The sequence below is a fragment of the Pseudomonas sp. Leaf434 genome (genome assembly GCF_001425545.1).
GTDB classification, from domain to species: Bacteria; Pseudomonadota; Gammaproteobacteria; order Pseudomonadales; family Pseudomonadaceae; genus Aquipseudomonas; species Aquipseudomonas siliginis.
On record NZ_LMQZ01000009.1, the window covers coordinates 108,387 to 124,653 of the forward strand.

At 61.5% G+C, this 16,267-nt stretch carries 12 protein-coding genes; 7 read left to right on the forward strand and 5 right to left on the reverse strand.

The genetic code is table 11. From position 1 onward, the window contains the following. Window positions 1-52 precede the first annotated feature (52 nt). From ASG55_RS17950 to ASG55_RS17960, 3 genes are all read right to left on the reverse strand, one after another. On the reverse strand, window positions 53-952 hold the full coding sequence (locus ASG55_RS17950; protein WP_056788834.1) for a hydroxymethylglutaryl-CoA lyase: 900 nt from the start codon (window positions 950-952) through the stop codon (window positions 53-55). Window positions 953-1,100: 148 nt separating this feature from the next. Beyond that, window positions 1,101-1,499 (reverse strand): MerR family transcriptional regulator, encoded by a 399-nt coding sequence (locus tag ASG55_RS17955; protein ID WP_039763349.1) that lies wholly within the window; start codon window positions 1,497-1,499, stop codon window positions 1,101-1,103. 198 nt (window positions 1,500-1,697) lie between these two features. Next, on the reverse strand, window positions 1,698-2,627 hold the full coding sequence (locus tag ASG55_RS17960) for a LysR family transcriptional regulator (protein WP_056788837.1): 930 nt from the start codon (window positions 2,625-2,627) through the stop codon (window positions 1,698-1,700). A gap of 171 nt (window positions 2,628-2,798) precedes the next feature. Here ASG55_RS17960 and ASG55_RS17965 point away from each other — a divergent pair, with 171 nt between their 5' ends. Then, the gene (locus tag ASG55_RS17965; protein WP_024013435.1) at window positions 2,799-4,028 is read left to right on the forward strand and encodes an acyl-CoA dehydrogenase; all 1,230 of its coding nucleotides are present in this window, start codon (window positions 2,799-2,801) and stop codon (window positions 4,026-4,028) included. Between the two features lie 121 nt (window positions 4,029-4,149). Here ASG55_RS17965 and ASG55_RS17970 read toward each other — a convergent pair whose 3' ends face one another. Further along, window positions 4,150-5,484: a substrate-binding domain-containing protein gene (locus ASG55_RS17970; RefSeq protein ID WP_056788840.1), complete on the reverse strand. Its 1,335-nt coding sequence runs from the start codon at window positions 5,482-5,484 to the stop codon at window positions 4,150-4,152. 179 nt (window positions 5,485-5,663) lie between these two features. After that, the gene (xthA, locus tag ASG55_RS17975) at window positions 5,664-6,476 is read right to left on the reverse strand and encodes an exodeoxyribonuclease III (RefSeq protein ID WP_041477104.1); all 813 of its coding nucleotides are present in this window, start codon (window positions 6,474-6,476) and stop codon (window positions 5,664-5,666) included. Between the two features lie 260 nt (window positions 6,477-6,736). Between xthA and ASG55_RS17980 the strand changes: the two genes are divergently transcribed. From ASG55_RS17980 to ASG55_RS18005, 6 genes are all read left to right on the forward strand, one after another. After that, window positions 6,737-7,387: a GNAT family N-acetyltransferase gene (locus tag ASG55_RS17980; RefSeq protein WP_041477100.1), complete on the forward strand. Its 651-nt coding sequence runs from the start codon at window positions 6,737-6,739 to the stop codon at window positions 7,385-7,387. Window positions 7,388-7,453: 66 nt separating this feature from the next. Further along, window positions 7,454-9,181: an autotransporter assembly complex protein TamA gene (locus tag ASG55_RS17985; RefSeq protein WP_056788842.1), complete on the forward strand. Its 1,728-nt coding sequence runs from the start codon at window positions 7,454-7,456 to the stop codon at window positions 9,179-9,181. After that, on the forward strand, window positions 9,178-12,852 hold the full coding sequence (locus ASG55_RS17990; RefSeq protein ID WP_056788845.1) for a translocation/assembly module TamB domain-containing protein: 3,675 nt from the start codon (window positions 9,178-9,180) through the stop codon (window positions 12,850-12,852). Before ASG55_RS17985 ends, ASG55_RS17990 begins: the two co-directional genes overlap by 4 nt. Before the next feature lie 251 nt (window positions 12,853-13,103). Further along, complete coding sequence (locus ASG55_RS17995; RefSeq protein ID WP_056788847.1) at window positions 13,104-13,586, forward strand: MarR family winged helix-turn-helix transcriptional regulator; 483 nt, start codon at window positions 13,104-13,106, stop codon at window positions 13,584-13,586. After that, a complete protein-coding gene (locus tag ASG55_RS18000; RefSeq protein ID WP_056788850.1) occupies window positions 13,576-15,045 on the forward strand; it encodes an efflux transporter outer membrane subunit in 1,470 nt (489 codons plus the stop codon). The genes ASG55_RS17995 and ASG55_RS18000 overlap by 11 nt, the downstream gene beginning before the upstream one ends. 15 nt (window positions 15,046-15,060) lie before the next feature. Next, on the forward strand, window positions 15,061-16,263 hold the full coding sequence (locus tag ASG55_RS18005) for an HlyD family secretion protein (protein ID WP_016775298.1): 1,203 nt from the start codon (window positions 15,061-15,063) through the stop codon (window positions 16,261-16,263). Window positions 16,264-16,267 lie beyond the last annotated feature (4 nt).

Consider the following 16,267-nt stretch of genomic DNA (forward strand, 5'->3'; position numbering starts at 1 on the left):
TTGTTTCCGTGTTACTCGCTTTTGCCCACTTCACTGATCCAGCGGTAACACCTCACTGCGCGCTGCGTGCCTTGGCCACTCGCGAACCGCTCGGGCGGCCGAGCACTGCACTGATCTGCTGGCCCGCGGCAATCAAGGCGTTCAGATCGATACCGGTCTCGATGCCCAGGCCATTGAGCAGGTACACCACGTCTTCGGTGGCAACGTTACCGCTCGCGCCTTTGGCGTACGGGCAGCCGCCGAGGCCGGCGATAGAGCTGTCGAACACTGCAATGCCTTCGAGCAGGCTGGCGTAGATGTTGGCCATGGCCTGGCCATAGGTGTCGTGGAAATGCCCGGCGAGTCTGTCCCGTGGCACCTGCGCCGAGACCACCTCGAACAGGCGCCGGGTCGCGCCCGCCGTGCCGGTGCCGATGGTGTCGCCCAGCGACACTTCATAGCAGCCCATCGCGTACAGTTCGCGCGCGACCATCGCCACTTGCTCCGGCGCGACCGTGCCTTCATACGGGCAGCCCAGCACACAGGAAACGTAACCGCGCACGGTAACGCCGTGTTGTTTGGCGGCCTCCATGATCGGCGCAAACCGCGCCAGGCTTTCGTTGATCGAGCAATTGATGTTGCGCTGCGAGAACGCCTCGGAGGCGGCGGCGAACACCGCGACTTCCTTGACCCCGGCGGCGAGCGCGTCTTCAAAGCCGCGCAGGTTCGGCGCCAGCGCGCCGTAGGTCACGCCGGGCTTGCGCTGAATTTGCGCGAACACCTCGGCGGAGCCGGCCATCTGCGGCACCCATTTGGGCGAAACGAAACTGCCGACTTCGATGTAGCCGAGCCCGGCGGCACTCAGGGCATCGACCAGTTGCACCTTGTCAGCGACGCTGATCGGTTGGGCTTCGTTCTGCAGGCCATCGCGCGGGCCGACTTCGATCAGGCGTACTTGGGAGGGGAGGGACATGGGTGGGACCTGCCTGTTTTTTTTTGAGTTCACGAAGAACCTTGTGGGAGCGAGCCTGCTCGCGAAAGCGTAGGGTCAGTGACAGATATTCTGAATGTCAGACCGTATTCGCGAGCAGGCTCGCTCCCACAGGGGAAGTGGCGATTCGTTAGACCGCCTGCTGGCTCTTGAGCGTCTGCTCCAATGCCTGCACGCAGCGCTCTTCAGCAGTGTCCAGCTCGAGTTTCATCTGTTCGATATCCAGCAACTGCTGTTCGAGCTGTTCGCGGCGTTCGCTGATTTTTGCCAGCATGCTGTTGAGCTGTTTGGTGTTACCGCCGGACGGATCATAGAGTTCGATCAGCTCGCGGCATTCGGCCAGGGAAAAACCGATGCGCTTGCCGCGCAGGATCAGCTTCAGAGTGACCTTGTCGCGCGGCGAATAGATACGTTCCTGGCCACGACGCTCGGGGCTGAGCAGGCCTTGCTCTTCATAAAAGCGGATCGCCCGGGTGGTGATGTCCAGCTCGCGGGCGAGGTCGGAAATGCTATAGGTCTGACTGCTCATGAAAGCGCTCGGAAAAGGGGCATGGCGCTAAGCTAATCGGTGGTTTACGTTTACGTCAAGCGGGATGGTTTTGGGGTGTCTGTACAGGCCTCTTCGCGAGCAGGCTCGCTCCCACATTCGACCGCGTTCCTTCAGATGAAATGCAATTCATTGTGGGAGCGAGCCTGCTCGCGAAGAACGATAACGCGGTAATAAGCCCTACACCTTCTCCAGCTTCTTCTCCTGCGCCGTCACCTGTTGGCACAACTCGATCATCTGCTCGCGCATCCAGCGGTTGGCCGGGTCCTGGTCGGTGCTCTCATGCCAATACAGGTGCGTTTCCACCGAGGGCACATCATTCACCGGCAAATTGAACGATTGCAGATCATGGCGGCGGGCGAAGCGTTCCGGCACGGTCATGACCATGTCGGTCTGCTGCATCACTTGCGAAGCCATCAAATAGTGCTGCGAGCGCAGGGCGATCTTGCGCTGGATGCCCATTTTGCCCAGCGCCAGATCGACATAGCCCAGCCCGCTGCGGCGGCTGGAAATATGGATGTGAGTCAGCGACAAATAGTCATCGAGACTGAGTTTTTCCTTGCCCGCCATCGGATGGCCCTTGCGCATGGCGCAGACGTAACGGTCGTCCATCAGCTTGACGTGGCGCACCTGCGGGTCGGTGTTGAGCGGCGCATCCACAGCGAAATCCAGACGCCCGGCGGCCAGTTCCTTGGTGGTTTCCCGGCGTTTGGACAGAAAGCTTTCGATGATCACCGTCGGCGCCAGGCGGCGCAGGCGCTGGAACAGGGGCGGCAGAATGATTGCCTCCGTCAGGTCGGTCATGCTGATGCGGTAAGTCTTGGCCGCCTGCGCCGGGTTGAAAATGCGGCTTTCCTGCACCGACACGCGCAGCAGCGACAGGGCGTTGCGCACCGGGCCGATGATGTTTTGCGCCATCGGCGTGGGCACCATGCCTTGGGCAGTACGCACGAAGAGCGGGTCGTTGAAGGTTTCGCGCAACCGCGCCAGGGCATTGGACACCGCCGGCTGGGTGATGCCGACAATCTGCCCGGCACGGGTCAGGTTGGCTTCGGTGTAGATCGCGTCGAAGACGATGAAAAGGTTCAGGTCGACCTTGCTCAGATTCATAACGCGGCTTCTCTTGTTATTAAGTGCAAGTGTTTTGGGGCTGACGATCAGCGGATCATATATTGGTGATGAATGTTTATACACGCCGAGAATAGGCTAGGTAAATGATCAGCGCTGTTCTAGCATCGATTGCATGACTTGAACAACCTCTGCCCGAGAAGGTAACTACCCATGGATTTCGCTTATTCGCCCAAGGTTCAGGAACTGCGTGAGCGCGTGACTGCGTTCATGGACACTTACGTTTACCCGGCCGAAGCGGTTTTCGAACGCCAGGTCGCCGAGGGCGATCGCTGGCAGCCGACCGCAATCATGGAAGAGCTCAAGGCCAAGGCCAAGGCTGAAGGGCTGTGGAATTTGTTTCTGCCTGAGTCCGAGCTGGGCGCCGGCCTGAGCAACCTCGAATATGCGCCATTGGCGGAAATCATGGGCCGTTCCCTGCTGGGGCCGGAGCCGTTCAACTGCTCGGCGCCGGACACCGGCAACATGGAAGTATTGGTGCGCTACGCCAACGAAGAGCAGAAACAGCGCTGGCTCGAGCCGCTGCTGCGCGGCGAGATCCGTTCGGCGTTCGCCATGACCGAGCCCGACGTGGCATCTTCCGACGCGACCAACATGGCCGCCCGTGCTGTGCGTGATGGCGATCAGTGGGTGATCAACGGCAAGAAATGGTGGACTTCCGGCGCCTGCGATCCGCGCTGCAAGATCCTGATTTTCATGGGCCTTAGCAACCCCGACGCGCCGCGTCACGCCCAGCACTCGATGATTCTCGTGCCGGTCGACACCCCCGGGGTGAAAATCGTCCGTCCGCTGCCGGTGTTCGGCTACGACGATGCACCGCACGGTCACGCCGAAGTGCTGTTCGACAACGTTCGGGTGCCGTACGAAAACGTCCTGCTCGGTGAAGGACGCGGCTTCGAAATCGCCCAGGGTCGCCTTGGCCCAGGCCGCATTCACCACTGCATGCGTTCGATCGGCATGGCCGAACGTGCGCTGGAACTGATGTGCAAACGCTCGGTGAGCCGCACCGCGTTCGGCAAACCGCTGGCGCGTCTGGGTGGCAACATCGACAAGATCGCCGACTCGCGGATGGAGATCGACATGGCGCGCCTGCTGACGTTGAAAGCGGCGTACATGATGGACACCGTCGGCAACAAAGTGGCGAAAAGCGAGATTGCGCAGATCAAAGTCGTCGCGCCGAATGTCGCCCTGCGGGTGATCGACCGCGCTATCCAGATGCATGGCGGGGCAGGGGTGTCGAACGATTTCCCGCTGGCCTATATGTATGCGATGCAGCGCACCCTGCGTCTGGCCGACGGCCCGGACGAAGTGCACCGCGCGGCGATCGGCAAGTTCGAGATCGGCAAGTATGTGCCGAAGGAGATGATGCGTAGCGGCCAGTAACACCGCGTCGCCTCATTCGCGAGCAGGCTCGCTCCCACAAGATTTGTGCACGCCACAGATCCAATGTGGGAGCGAGCCTGCTCGCGAAAGGGCCTGTACACTCAGCACATCGACATCAGGATCAATACACCCAAACCTCAACCCGCCGATTCTTGATCCGCCCTTCATCCGCACTGTTGGTCGCCACCGGCATCAGCGCACCAAAGCCACGGACTTCGCGCATGACCACACCGTTTTTGACCAGCTCGCGCCGCACCGCCATCGCTCGCAGCTTCGACAGCAGATCGGCCCGCGCCGGGTCATCCTTCAAATCACCAAACCCCACCAGCGTCACCGCCCGTTCGGTCTTGCCATGGCGCTTTATATAGTCGAGCACCCGCGCCAGATCCTGCCGCGCCTTGTTGTCCAGACTGGCGCTGCCCTCGGCAAAACGGAAATTCACTGTCAGACGCTGGGCATGCCGGCTGAGGGATTGGTAACCCTCGGGCATCAGCGCATTCGGCGCCACGCTCATGGCTTGTACGGTCTGGCTGACAAAACCGCTGGCCGCGACGATCGCCTGACCCTCTGGGCTCTGGGCAAAGCTGGCCAACGCCTGCGCCCACTGATTCTGTGTGTCAGGCGGCAGATAAAAGAACAGGCGCCGCGACAGCGGATAGTCTTCGGTGGCGATCAGGCTGTTCAGCGGCAGCATCGCTTGCGACGCGCCGTCGGCAATCGCCACGGCTTTGGCTTGACGCACATAGGGCAAGCCGATGAAGCCGATACCTTGCGGATCGTTGCTGACTGCATCGGACAATTGCTCGCTGGATTCGAAACGTTTCGCCGCGCTGCTCAGACTTTTCCCACGCCGGCTCAGGACCAGTTCCTTGAAGGTGTCGTATGTTCCCGACTGATCATCCCGCGCATATAAATGAATGGCGCCGCCACGGCCACCGAGTTCTTCCCAGGTTTTCACTTCGCCGGCAAAAATCCGCGCCAGTTGCTCGGTGTTCAACTGCTGTAACGGATTGGAAGGGTTGAGGATGATCGCCAGACCGTCGATGGCGATGACTTGCTCGGCCGCCGGGCTTTTCAGATCGCCGAGGGTTTGCAGGGCAAGCAGTTCGCTGTCCTTGATCTCACGAGAAGAGGCGGCCAGATCGGCGCTGGCGTTTTTCAACGCAGCGAAACCGGTGCTGGAACCGTGAGCGGCAACTTCGATGATCACGCGTTGCCCTTGTGCGGTCTGGCCGACGATGCGTTGTTCGTTGGCGGTGTCCGGGGTTTCGCGGTGGATTTTCAGCAGGCCTTGTTGCTGCAACAGGCCTTCGACCAGCGCCGGACCCAGATCGGCACCGATGGTGTTGGAACCCTGAATGCGCAATGCCGGGCCGTTTTCGGGGATCGGCAGGGCGGCGGCGTAGATCGACAGCCAGCCACTCAACAGGAAAACGCAGAGAACACGCAGGGTCATGCCGGCACCGAATCAAGCCAAGGGGATTGCCGGGGAGATTAAGTCAGGCGCGTGACCGAAATATGACAGGGGATTACCTGTGGGAGCGAGCCTGCTCGCGAAGGCGCCGTGTCAGTCGAAAAATTCGTCGCTGATCCACCGCATTCGCGAGCAGGCTCGCTCCCACAATGAAAATTCCCTCAGGCCAGCTCAAGCCAGATCGGCGCATGGTCCGATGGCTTTTCCATGCCGCGCAGTTCGTAGTCCACGCCGGCATCCTTGACCCGTGGCAGCAGGCCATGGGACGCCAGAATTACATCGATGCGCAGGCCGCGTTTGGGCTCATCTTCAAAGCCACGGCTGCGGTAGTCGAACCAGCTGAACATGTCGCTCACGTCGGGATTGAGGTGACGGTAGCTGTCGGTCAGGCCCCAGTTTTTCAGGCGCGCCATCCACTCGCGTTCTTCCGGCAGGAAGCTGCATTTGCCGGTTTTCAGCCAGCGCTTCATGTTGTCCGGGCCGATGCCGATGTCGCAGTCTTCCGGGGAAATGTTCACATCGCCCATCACCACCAGCGGCTGTTCGTTGTGGAACTGGCTTTCCAGCAGCGCTTGCAGATCGCTGTAGAAACGCTCCTTGGCAGGGAATTTGGTTGGGTGATCGCGGCTTTCACCTTGTGGGAAATAGCCGTTCATGATCGTCACCGGCACGCCGTTGGCATCGGCAAAAGTGCCCCAGATAAAGCGCCGTTGCGCGTCTTCTTCATCGGTGGCGAAGCCTTTATGGATGGCGATCGGTTCGTTGCGCGAGAGCAGGGCGACCCCGTAATGACCTTTCTGGCCATGGAAGTGCACGTGGTAGCCGAGGGCGCGGATGTCTTCGAGGGGGAACTGGTCGTCGTGGACCTTGGTTTCCTGCAGGCCGATCACGTCGGGCTGATGTTTTTCGATCAGCGCTGCCAGCTGATGCGGACGGGCACGCAGTCCGTTGATGTTGAAGGAAACAATCTTCATGGTCGGCAGTCCTGGCAAAAGGGCGATGCTAGCTGACATGGGGGAGATGGGCCAGTGTGGGAGAAATCAATTTCACCTGTGGGATTTGTGATGCCCTATGCAGCGCCTCTGTGGGAGCGAGCCTGCTCGCGAAGAGGCCGGCAAGATCGATGAAGATCCCGACTTGGTCTATACCTGTGAGGGGAACCACATCACCCGCCCAAGGTTCGTACCAACAAGCGCGCCAGCCTCCGAGCGCGCCCCCGGGGAGAATCACTGCAATGCCTGAAACCCAGACCGCCGTTGCCGACATCCACATGCTCGACCGCGGCTATTCGCGCGAAGCCCGCTCGTTGCTGTATCAGGCCTATCGCCACGAGCCGACCTTCGGCTACCTGTTCGAAGCCGAACGTCCCGGCTATGAACAACGCGTACGCGCCACGGTGCGCGAGCTGGTCAAACAGCATTTTCTCCAGGACCTGCCGGCGATCGGCCTGTTGGTCAACGATCGCTTGATCGGCATCGCCCTGATCGCACCGCCGCAACGGCGCCTGGGCGTTACCGAAAGCTGGGCGTGGCGCTTGCGCATGGTGCTCAGCACCGGTTTTCGCTGCACCCGGCGTTATCTGGAATACCACGATGCCGTTGCTGCATGCGTGCCGGGTGACTCGGTGCACATGCTGCCGTTGCTCGGTGTGCACCCGCAGTTTCAGGGCAAGCATTACGGCGAACAGCTGCTCACTGCCGTGCACAACTGGTGCGCCGTCGATGAAACATCGCAAGGCGTGGTGCTCGACACCGGCAACCCGCGCTACCTGGAATTCTATAAAAGGCAGGGTTATCAGGAGATCGGCGAGGTTGCCGTCGGGCCGGTGCGCGAACACGTATTTTTCCACGCCAATCCGCAGGTGTTACAAACAGCAACGGGATAACGATCGAACTTCTTCACAAATTACCTGTTCTATCAGGCTCCCGAGCCCGTGATAGCATCCGCGCCTATGAAGTTTCCACGAAGATTTACCAGCGGCGTGCTGATGCTGTTATCCAGCTGCGCGGCGCTGGCGCAAAGTGAATTGGATGTACGGATCAAGCCGTCCAACGATGAACTCAAGGCCAATATAGAAGGCTATATCGGCAGCCTCGGCGATCGCGACGAAGAAGCCTTGCTGCGTTTCAGTCGCGGCGCCGAAGAGCAGGCGCGCAAAGCGGCGCAGGCGTTGGGCTACTACCAGCCGCAGATCGACAGTGACGTCAAGGGCGGGGAAAAACCGCGTCTGGTGTTGAACATCGATCCCGGCGAGCCGATTCGCCTGCGCAACGTCACCGTGCGCGTCGACGGCCCGGCAGCCTCGCTGAAATCCTTTCGCGTACCGAAAAGCGACCTGCTCAAGTCCGGCGCCGTGCTCAACCATGGCCGTTACGAAGACGCCAAACGGGTGATCCAGAATCAGGCCTCGCGCTTCGGTTACTTCAGCGGTCATTTCACCAGCCAGAAACTCATGGTCGATCCCCGCGCGGGCGTGGCCGACATCGAATTGATCTACGACAGCGGCCCGCGCTATGCGCTGGGCAAAGTCAGTTTCGAGGGCGACACGCCGTTCGACGAAGACCTGCTGCAACGCATGGTGCCGTTCAAGGCAGGCGAGCCTTACGATTCGGAACTGATCGCCGAACTCAATCGCGATCTGCAATCGAGCGGCTATTTCGAAGGCGTGCGCGTCGACGCGGCACCGACGGCAGCGCAGAACGATGTGATTCCGGTCGCCGTCAAACTCGACACGCGCAAGCCGCGCACCATGGGTCTGGGCCTCGGTTATTCGACCGACGTCGGCCCACGGATCAAGGCCAACTGGACGCGTCACTGGGTCAACCCGCAGGGCGACAGCTATGGCTGGGAGGCCGAGCTCTCGGCGCCCCGGCAGAACGTCGGGCTGTTTTACGACATCCCGCTCGACCCGCCATTGACCGACAAACTGCGCTGGGCCGGCGGCTATCAGTTCGAAGACATCGAAGGCTCCGACACCCTCAGCAAGCTGCTGACTTTCGGCCCGGAATGGCACAGCAAGTTGCCCAGCGGCTGGCAGCGGGTGATCTCGCTGAAATGGCAACGTGAAGAATACGAACTCGGCGACGACTCCGGCCTGAGCACGTTGCTCATGCCCGGCATCAGTTATTCCTATCTGAAAAGCGACAACCGCATCGATCCGCGTAACGGCTATCGCCTGAGCTTCGAAAGCAAAGTGGCCAAGGAAGGCCTCGGTTCGGACAACAACCTTTTATATGGCACCGCGCTGGTCAAGGGCCTGACTACGGTGTTCGACAAGCACCGCTTGCTCGGTCGCGTGCAGGTCGGCGGCAGCGCCACCAACGGCTACAACTCGATTCCGCCGTCGCTGCGCTTCTTTGCCGGTGGCGATCAGAGCGTGCGCGGTTACGACTATCAGAGCCTGTCGCCGAAAAACTCTGACGGCGACCGCATCGGTGGCCGCTACATGATTGCCGGCAGCGTCGAGTATCAGTATTCGATCGCCGAGAAATGGCGGGTCGCGACCTTCGTCGACCAAGGCAACTCTTTCAACAAACTCGAACTGCCCGACCTCAAGACCGGGGTCGGTGTAGGTGTGCGCTGGGTCTCTCCGGTCGGGCCGATCCGCCTTGACCTGGCCCATGCGCTGGACGACGACGGCGGCATCCGGCTGCACTTTTCCATGGGGCCTGAGCTGTGAAGCGTGGTGTGAAAATAACGGCGCTCACGCTGTTGGCGCTGGTCGTGTTGATTGTCTTGAGCCTGGCCGCACTGCTTGGCACGCAGGCCGGCAGCCGTTGGGCGCTGGGCCTTGTACCTGGCTTGAGCGTGGAGAATTTCCACGGTCGCCTCGCTGGGCAGTGGAGTGCCGATCACTTGGTGTGGCAGCAGGACACCAGCCGCGTCGAGCTGAACAAGGCAATCTTCGCCTGGTCGCCGCTGTGCCTGACGCGCATGACCTTGTGCATCGATCAGCTCAAGGCCGATCAGGTGATCCTGCAATTCCCGCCGAGCGAAGAAACCACCGAGAGCGGCCCGATCAAACTGCCGGACCTACAATTGCCGTTGGCCATCGAATTGGGCGACGTCGAGGTCGGCAGCCTGTTGTTCAACGGCAGCGAACAGCTCAAGGGCTTGCAACTGGCGGCGCACTGGACCGCACAAGGCCTGCAGATCGACAGCGTGAAATTGCAGCGCGACGAGCTCAGCCTGAACCTGTCCGGCCTGCTGCAACCGAGCGGCAACTGGCCGCTGACGATTCAGGGCGATTTGACTTTGCCGTCTCCCGGCAGCGAGCCGTGGACGCTGGCGCTGAAAGTTGAAGGTGATCTGCTGAAAACCCTCAACCTGCACGCCGACAGCCGCGGCTACCTCGACGGCCAGTTGAACGGCGAGCTGCAAGCGCTGGCGGAAAACCTGCCGGCCAAGCTGCGCATCACCAGCGATGCGTTCAAGCCGAGCGCCGATCTGCCGGACACCCTGCAATTCAATCAGCTTGTGCTCACGGGCGAAGGCGACCTGAAAAACGGTTACCAACTGCTCGGCAACGCATCGTTGCCCGCCGAGAAATCACCGGTGGCGCTGCTGCTCAAGGGCAAGGTTGACGCCAACGGCGCGCAGATCGCCGGGCTCGACCTTAATGCCAACGACAAGCAAAGCCTCAAGCTCACCGGCAATGTCGACTGGAGCAAAGGCCTCAGCGCTCAGGCCAATATCAACTGGCAAGACTTCCCGTGGCACCGGCTCTATCCGGAAATCGACGAGCTGCAAGTGACGTTGCGCACCTTCACCGGCGAAGTGTCCTACACCGACGGCCAGTACCTCGGTAATTTCGACGCCGCGCTGGATGGCCCGGCGGGGGCGTTCACCTTGAGCAGTCCGTTCAGCGGCAGTCTGGAACAGATCGCTTTGCCGCAACTGGTCATGCAGGCCGGGCAGGGCAAGGCCGAAGGGCACGTGAATGTGCGCTTCGCCGACGGCATCGCCTGGGATACCGCGCTGGACCTGTCGGCGCTCAACCCGGCGTACTGGGTCGCCGAACTGCCGGGCACCCTGGCCGGGCCTTTGCAGAGCAAAGGCGAGATGAAGAATGATCAGCTCAGCCTCAGCGCCGACCTCGATCTCAAAGGCAAATTGCGCGGTCAGCCGGCGGTCCTGCAGGCCAAGGCTGACGGCGCGGGCGAGCGCTGGAACCTCAACGCTCTGCAGATCCGCCTCGGCGACAACAGCATCAACGGCAAGGGCAGACTGCAGGACAAACTCGGCGGACAGATCGACATCAAGCTGCCGCGTCTGGCCCAGTTGTGGCCGCAATTGCGCGGGCAGATCAACGGCCAGATCAACGTCGCCGGTACGCTGAAGGCGCCACAGGGCAAGCTTGATCTGCAAGGTTCGCAACTGGCCTTCCAGGACAATCGCCTGCAAAGCCTCAACCTCGACGCCACGCTCGACAGCGCGCAACGAGCGAAGATCAATCTCAAAGGCAGCGGCATTCAGACCGGCGACACCTCGCTGGGCACCCTGACCGCCAGTGCTCAGGGCGATATCAAAAGCCAGAAACTCAACCTCGACCTGATCGGACCGAAGCTGAAACTGGCGCTGGGGCTGGACGGCAATCTCGACAAGGGCAACTGGCGCGGACGCTTGGCCAGTGGCGACATTCAGGCCGGTGGTCAGGACTGGAAGCTGCAAAGCCCGGCCAGAATGGAGCGCCTGGCGGACGGCCAGATCAATTTCGGCGCGCATTGCTGGCTGTCCGGCAATGCCAGCCTGTGTGGCGAAGATCAGCGCCTGATGCCCGAGCCTAAGCTGCGTTATCACCTCAAGCAATTCCCGATCGAAAGCCTTGCGCAATGGCTGCCCAAAGACTTCGCCTGGCAGGGCCGGCTCAACGCCGATCTGCAACTGGACTTGCCGGCGAGCGGCCCGAACGGCGTGGTCAGTGTCGACGCCAGCGGCGGCACCCTGCGCGTGCGCGACAAGGATCGCTGGCTGGATTTCCCCTACCAGACCCTCAAACTCAGCAGCAAGCTCACGCCCAAGCGCGTCGACACCGAGCTCAATTTTGTCGGCGGCAAACTCGGCGAATTGCTGGTACAGGCGCAGCTCAATCCGCTGCCGAAGAACAAACCGCTGAGCGGCTCGTTCCGCCTTTCCGGCCTCGATCTGTCGGTGGCGCGGCCGTTCGTGCCGATGGTGGAAAAACTCACCGGCCGGCTCAACGGCAGCGGCACTATTTCCGGTGGCCTGCTCGCACCGTTGGTCAACGGCACCGTGCAGCTCAGCGATGGCGAAGTGTCCGGCGCCGAACTGCCGATGGAGCTGCAGAATCTGCAACTGACTGCGGCGATCGCCGGCGAATCGATGCGCCTGGACGGTGGCTGGAACAGCGGCAAGACTGGCAAGGGCAGCCTCAACGGCAACGTCGCCTGGGGGCAGGCGCTGGTGGTCGATCTGGCGCTCGAGGGCACGCAATTGCCGGTCAGCGTCGAGCCCTACGCCAAACTGGAAATGGCCCCGGATCTGAAGATTTCCATGGCCGGCGATGAGCTGAAAGTTGCCGGCAAGGTGCTGGTGCCGAAAGGCGAAATCACCGTGCGCGAACTGCCGCCATCAACGGTAAAAGTCTCCGACGACACGATCATCGTCGGCGCACAGACCGAAGAGGGCAAACCACCGATCGCGATGAAAATGGACATCGACGTGATCGTCGGCCAGGACAAGCTGAGCTTTGCCGGTTTCGGCCTGACCGCCAATCTGCAGGGTCAGGTGCACATCGGCGACAACATGGACACCCGTGGCGAACTCTGGCTCAACGACGGCCGCTATCGCGCCTACGGCCAGCGCCTGACCGTGCGTCGCGCGCGTCTGTTGTTCGCCGGTCCCATCGACCAGCCGTATCTGGACATCGAAGCGATCCGCCAGACCGACGACGTCATCGCCGGCATTCGCCTGAGCGGCAGCGCCGAACAGCCGACCACGCAGATCTTCTCCGAACCGGCGATGAGTCAGGAACAGGCGCTGTCGTACCTGGTGCTGGGCCGTCCGCTGAGCACCAGCGGCGAAGATAACAACATGCTCGCGCAAGCCGCGCTGGGCCTGGGCCTGATGGGCAGCGCCGGGGTCACCAGTGGTCTGGCCAAGGATCTGGGCATTGAGGATTTCCAGCTCGACACCCAAGGCAGCGGCAACGACACCAGCGTCGTCGCCAGCGGCAACATCTCCGAGAAACTCAGCCTGCGCTACGGCGTCGGCGTCTTCGAACCGGCCAGCACCATCGCCTTGCGCTACAAGCTGAGCAAGAAGGTCTACGTCGAAGCGGCGAGCGGCGTGGCGAGTTCGCTGGATATTTTCTACAAGCGGGATTTCTAGAGCGCGTTCTCTCCAATGATCGTTCCCACGCTCTGCGTGGGAATGCCTCAAGGGACGCTCTGCGTCCCGGCTCTCAAAAAAAACGGACGCAGAGCGTCCCCGGCTGCATTCCCACGCGGAGCGTGGGAACGATCCCGCGTGGCCGGTCAGTGATTAATTACAAAGCCCCCTAACTATTGCGTTGACATTCGCTGCCTAAGCAGTAACATCTCGACATACATTCACTGCCTAGGCAGTCATCAGGTCGACCCATGAAGCATTTCACCCCGGAAGAATTCAAACATTGCCACCTCGGCCTGTTGCTCGGTCGTGCCGCGTTGCTCAAGGACCGGATCATCGATACCCACATGGAACCCCACGGCATCACCGCCGCGCAGTTCAAGGTGTTGATCATCATGGCCCAGTTCGGCGTCGACACCCCGGCCGAGCTGTGCCGCCATCTGTCGCTGGACAGCGGGTCGATGACGCGCATGCTCGATCGTCTCGAGCAGAAGGCTTTTCTGCTTCGTCAGCGCAGCGAAGGCGACCGGCGTCAGGTGCAGTTGAAGCTGACCGAGCAGGGCCAGCAACTGGCTGATCGTCTGCCGCACATCGGTGCCGATGCGATGAATGAGCTGGCCGGCGCGATCTCCCGCGAAGAGTTGAAAACCCTGGAATACATCCTGAAGAAAATCCTCCTGGCCGCCGGTGACCCGATCACCGTCCAGCGTTTGGGTGAACACAATGAACGCTAAAGTCATGCGCAGCAGCCTGACGCTGTTGCTGTCGGCGATGATCCTCGCCGGTTGCGCTAATTACAGCGGCCTCGACACCGAAGGCCAGCGCCTCGACGCGAAGAGCCTGAAGACAGCGCAGTCTCTGGACGGCGTCACCCTGTCGCCAGCGGCGTGGCCGAAAAGCGATTGGTGGAGCAGCCTCGGCGATCCGCAGCTCGACGGCCTGATCCGCGAAGCCCTGCACGACAGCCCGGACATGCAGATCGCCGCAGCCCGCGCCCATCAGGCCAGTGCCGCCGCCTATGCCGCCGACGCCGAGCGTTATCCGACCCTCGACGCCAGCGCCGGCATCAGCCGTTCGCGGCTGGCTCGTGATCAGGATCCGCTGGGGCAGGGCGGGGCTTACGCGACGGTGCGCAATGTCAGCGCCGGCTTCAATTACAACTTCGATTTGTGGGGCGGTCAGCGCGATGCCTGGGAAGCCGCACTCGGCGAGGCTCGTGCTGCTGAAGTCGACCGTCAGGCCGCGCAGCTGACCCTCGCCGCTGACGTCGCTCGTGCTTACAGCGATCTCGGTCAGGCGCACATCGTTCACGACCTTGCCAGCGAAGACCTCAAGCGCACCCGGCAAATGCTCGACCTCAGTCAGCGCCGCTTGAGTTCGGGGATCGATAGCCAGTACCAGTTCCAGCAAACCCAGAGTCTGGAAGCCAGTTCTCAAGCGAGCCTGATCGACGCGGAAAAACGCCTGAACAGCGCGAAAATCGCCTTGGCGGTATTGCTCGGCAAAGGCCCGGATCGTGGCAACGAAATCGCTCGACCGAAAGTTCTGCAAGCCAGCGCCGTGGCGGTGCCGTCGGTGTTGCCGGCGGAACTGCTCGGCCGCCGCCCGGATCTGGTCGCGGCGCGCTGGCGGGTCGAGGCGGCGAGCAAAGACATCGATGCGGCGAAAACCCGCTTCTATCCCAACCTCAACCTGTCGGCCTCGGCCGGCGCCGAGTCGTTGCTGGGTGATGCGATGTTCGGTTCGGCCAGCCGTTTCTTCAACATCGCGCCGACCGTATCGCTGCCGATTTTCGATGGCGGCCGCCTGCGCGCCAACCTTGATGCCCGCGACGCCGATTACGATCTGGCGGTGGCGCAGTACAACAAGAGTCTGGTCAAAGCCCTGGGCGATGTCGGCGATACGATCAATCAGTTACGCGATATCGGCCGGCAGATCGGCGCGCAGCAACATGCCACCGACATCGCTCAGGATTCTTACAACACCGTCGTCCAGCGTTACGGTTCCGGCATCGGCAACTACCTGGACGTGCTCAGCATCGAGCAGCAATTGCTCCAGGCACAGCGTCAGCTGGCGACCCTCAATGCCGAGCAGATCGACCTGTCGATTCAACTGATGCAAGCGCTGGGCGGCGGCTTTCAGGGTGAAAACCTGAGCGCAGCCAACGCCAGCCCCGCCTCGTCGCACCCATAATTCAAGGTATTTGTCATGGCCACTGCCGAAAACACCCAAGCTCAAGACAACACCCCGGACACCGGCAACCCGCGCAAACGCAAGGTGATGCTGCTGGCCCTCGCCGTGGTCGTCCTGCTCGCCATTGCCGGCGTCTGGGCCTATCACGAGTTCATCGGGCGCTTTAACGAAAGCACCGACGATGCCTACGTCAATGGCAACGTCGTGGAGATCACGCCGCTGGTCACCGGCACCGTGGTCAGCATCGGCGCTGACGACGGTGATCTGGTCCAGGAAGGCCAGGTGCTGGTCAACTTCGACCCCAACGATGCCGAAGTCGGCCTGCAAAGTGCCAAGGCCAAACTGGCCCGCACCGTGCGTCAGGTGCGCGGTTTGTACAGCAACGTCGACGGCATGAAAGCGCAGGTCAACGCGCAGCAGGCCGAAGTGCAGAAAGCCCAGGACAACTACAACCGACGGAAAAATCTCGCCCAAGGCGGGGCGATTTCCCAGGAAGAGCTGTCCCACGCCCGCGACGACCTGACCTCGGCGCAGAACGCCTTGGCTAACGCCAAACAGCAACTGAAAACCACCAGCGCACTGGTCGACGACACCGTGGTCTCGTCCCATCCGGACGTAATGTCGGCGGCTGCCGATCTGCGTCAGGCCTACCTGACCAATGCGCGCAGCACCTTGATCGCGCCGGTCACCGGTTACGTCGCCAAGCGCACCGTGCAACTCGGTCAGCGCGTGCAGCCGGGCACCGCGTTGATGGCGGTGATTCCGCTGGATCAGCTGTGGATCGATGCCAACTTCAAGGAAACCCAACTGCGTGACATGCGCATCGGTCAGCCTGTCGATATCGAGGCCGATATTTATGGCAGCGACGTGAAATACAGCGGCACCGTCGACAGCCTCGGTGCCGGTACGGGTAGCGCGTTTGCTCTGCTGCCGGCACAGAACGCCACCGGTAACTGGATCAAGATTGTTCAGCGTGTGCCGGTGCGTATCCACATCAATGCCGAAGAGCTGGCCAAGCACCCGCTGCGTGTCGGTCTGTCGACCAATGTCGAGGTCAATCTGCACGACCAGAGCGGCCCGGTGCTGGCCCAGCAACCGCCGCAAAAGGCCTCGTTCAGCACCAACGTCTACGAGCGCCAACTGGCCGAAGCGGACGCGATGATTGCCCAGTTGATTCACGACAACAGCGCAGCAGCAGGCAAGACCGCGCAGCGCTGAGAGC

What these genes read in the sequence shown, in the direction of transcription:
- ASG55_RS17950 (WP_056788834.1), bottom strand. Translation starts at nt 952, where the DNA reads ATGTCCCTCCCCTCCCAAGTACGCCTGATCGAAGTCGGCCCGCGCGAT.
- ASG55_RS17955 (WP_039763349.1), bottom strand. Translation starts at nt 1,499, where the DNA reads ATGAGCAGTCAGACCTATAGCATTTCCGACCTCGCCCGCGAGCTGGAC.
- ASG55_RS17960 (WP_056788837.1), bottom strand. Translation starts at nt 2,627, where the DNA reads ATGAATCTGAGCAAGGTCGACCTGAACCTTTTCATCGTCTTCGACGCG.
- ASG55_RS17965 (WP_024013435.1), top strand. Translation starts at nt 2,799, where the DNA reads ATGGATTTCGCTTATTCGCCCAAGGTTCAGGAACTGCGTGAGCGCGTG.
- ASG55_RS17970 (WP_056788840.1), bottom strand. Translation starts at nt 5,484, where the DNA reads ATGACCCTGCGTGTTCTCTGCGTTTTCCTGTTGAGTGGCTGGCTGTCG.
- xthA (WP_041477104.1), bottom strand. Translation starts at nt 6,476, where the DNA reads ATGAAGATTGTTTCCTTCAACATCAACGGACTGCGTGCCCGTCCGCAT.
- ASG55_RS17980 (WP_041477100.1), top strand. Translation starts at nt 6,737, where the DNA reads ATGCCTGAAACCCAGACCGCCGTTGCCGACATCCACATGCTCGACCGC.
- ASG55_RS17985 (WP_056788842.1), top strand. Translation starts at nt 7,454, where the DNA reads ATGAAGTTTCCACGAAGATTTACCAGCGGCGTGCTGATGCTGTTATCC.
- ASG55_RS17995 (WP_056788847.1), top strand. Translation starts at nt 13,104, where the DNA reads ATGAAGCATTTCACCCCGGAAGAATTCAAACATTGCCACCTCGGCCTG.
- ASG55_RS18000 (WP_056788850.1), top strand. Translation starts at nt 13,576, where the DNA reads ATGAACGCTAAAGTCATGCGCAGCAGCCTGACGCTGTTGCTGTCGGCG.
- ASG55_RS18005 (WP_016775298.1), top strand. Translation starts at nt 15,061, where the DNA reads ATGGCCACTGCCGAAAACACCCAAGCTCAAGACAACACCCCGGACACC.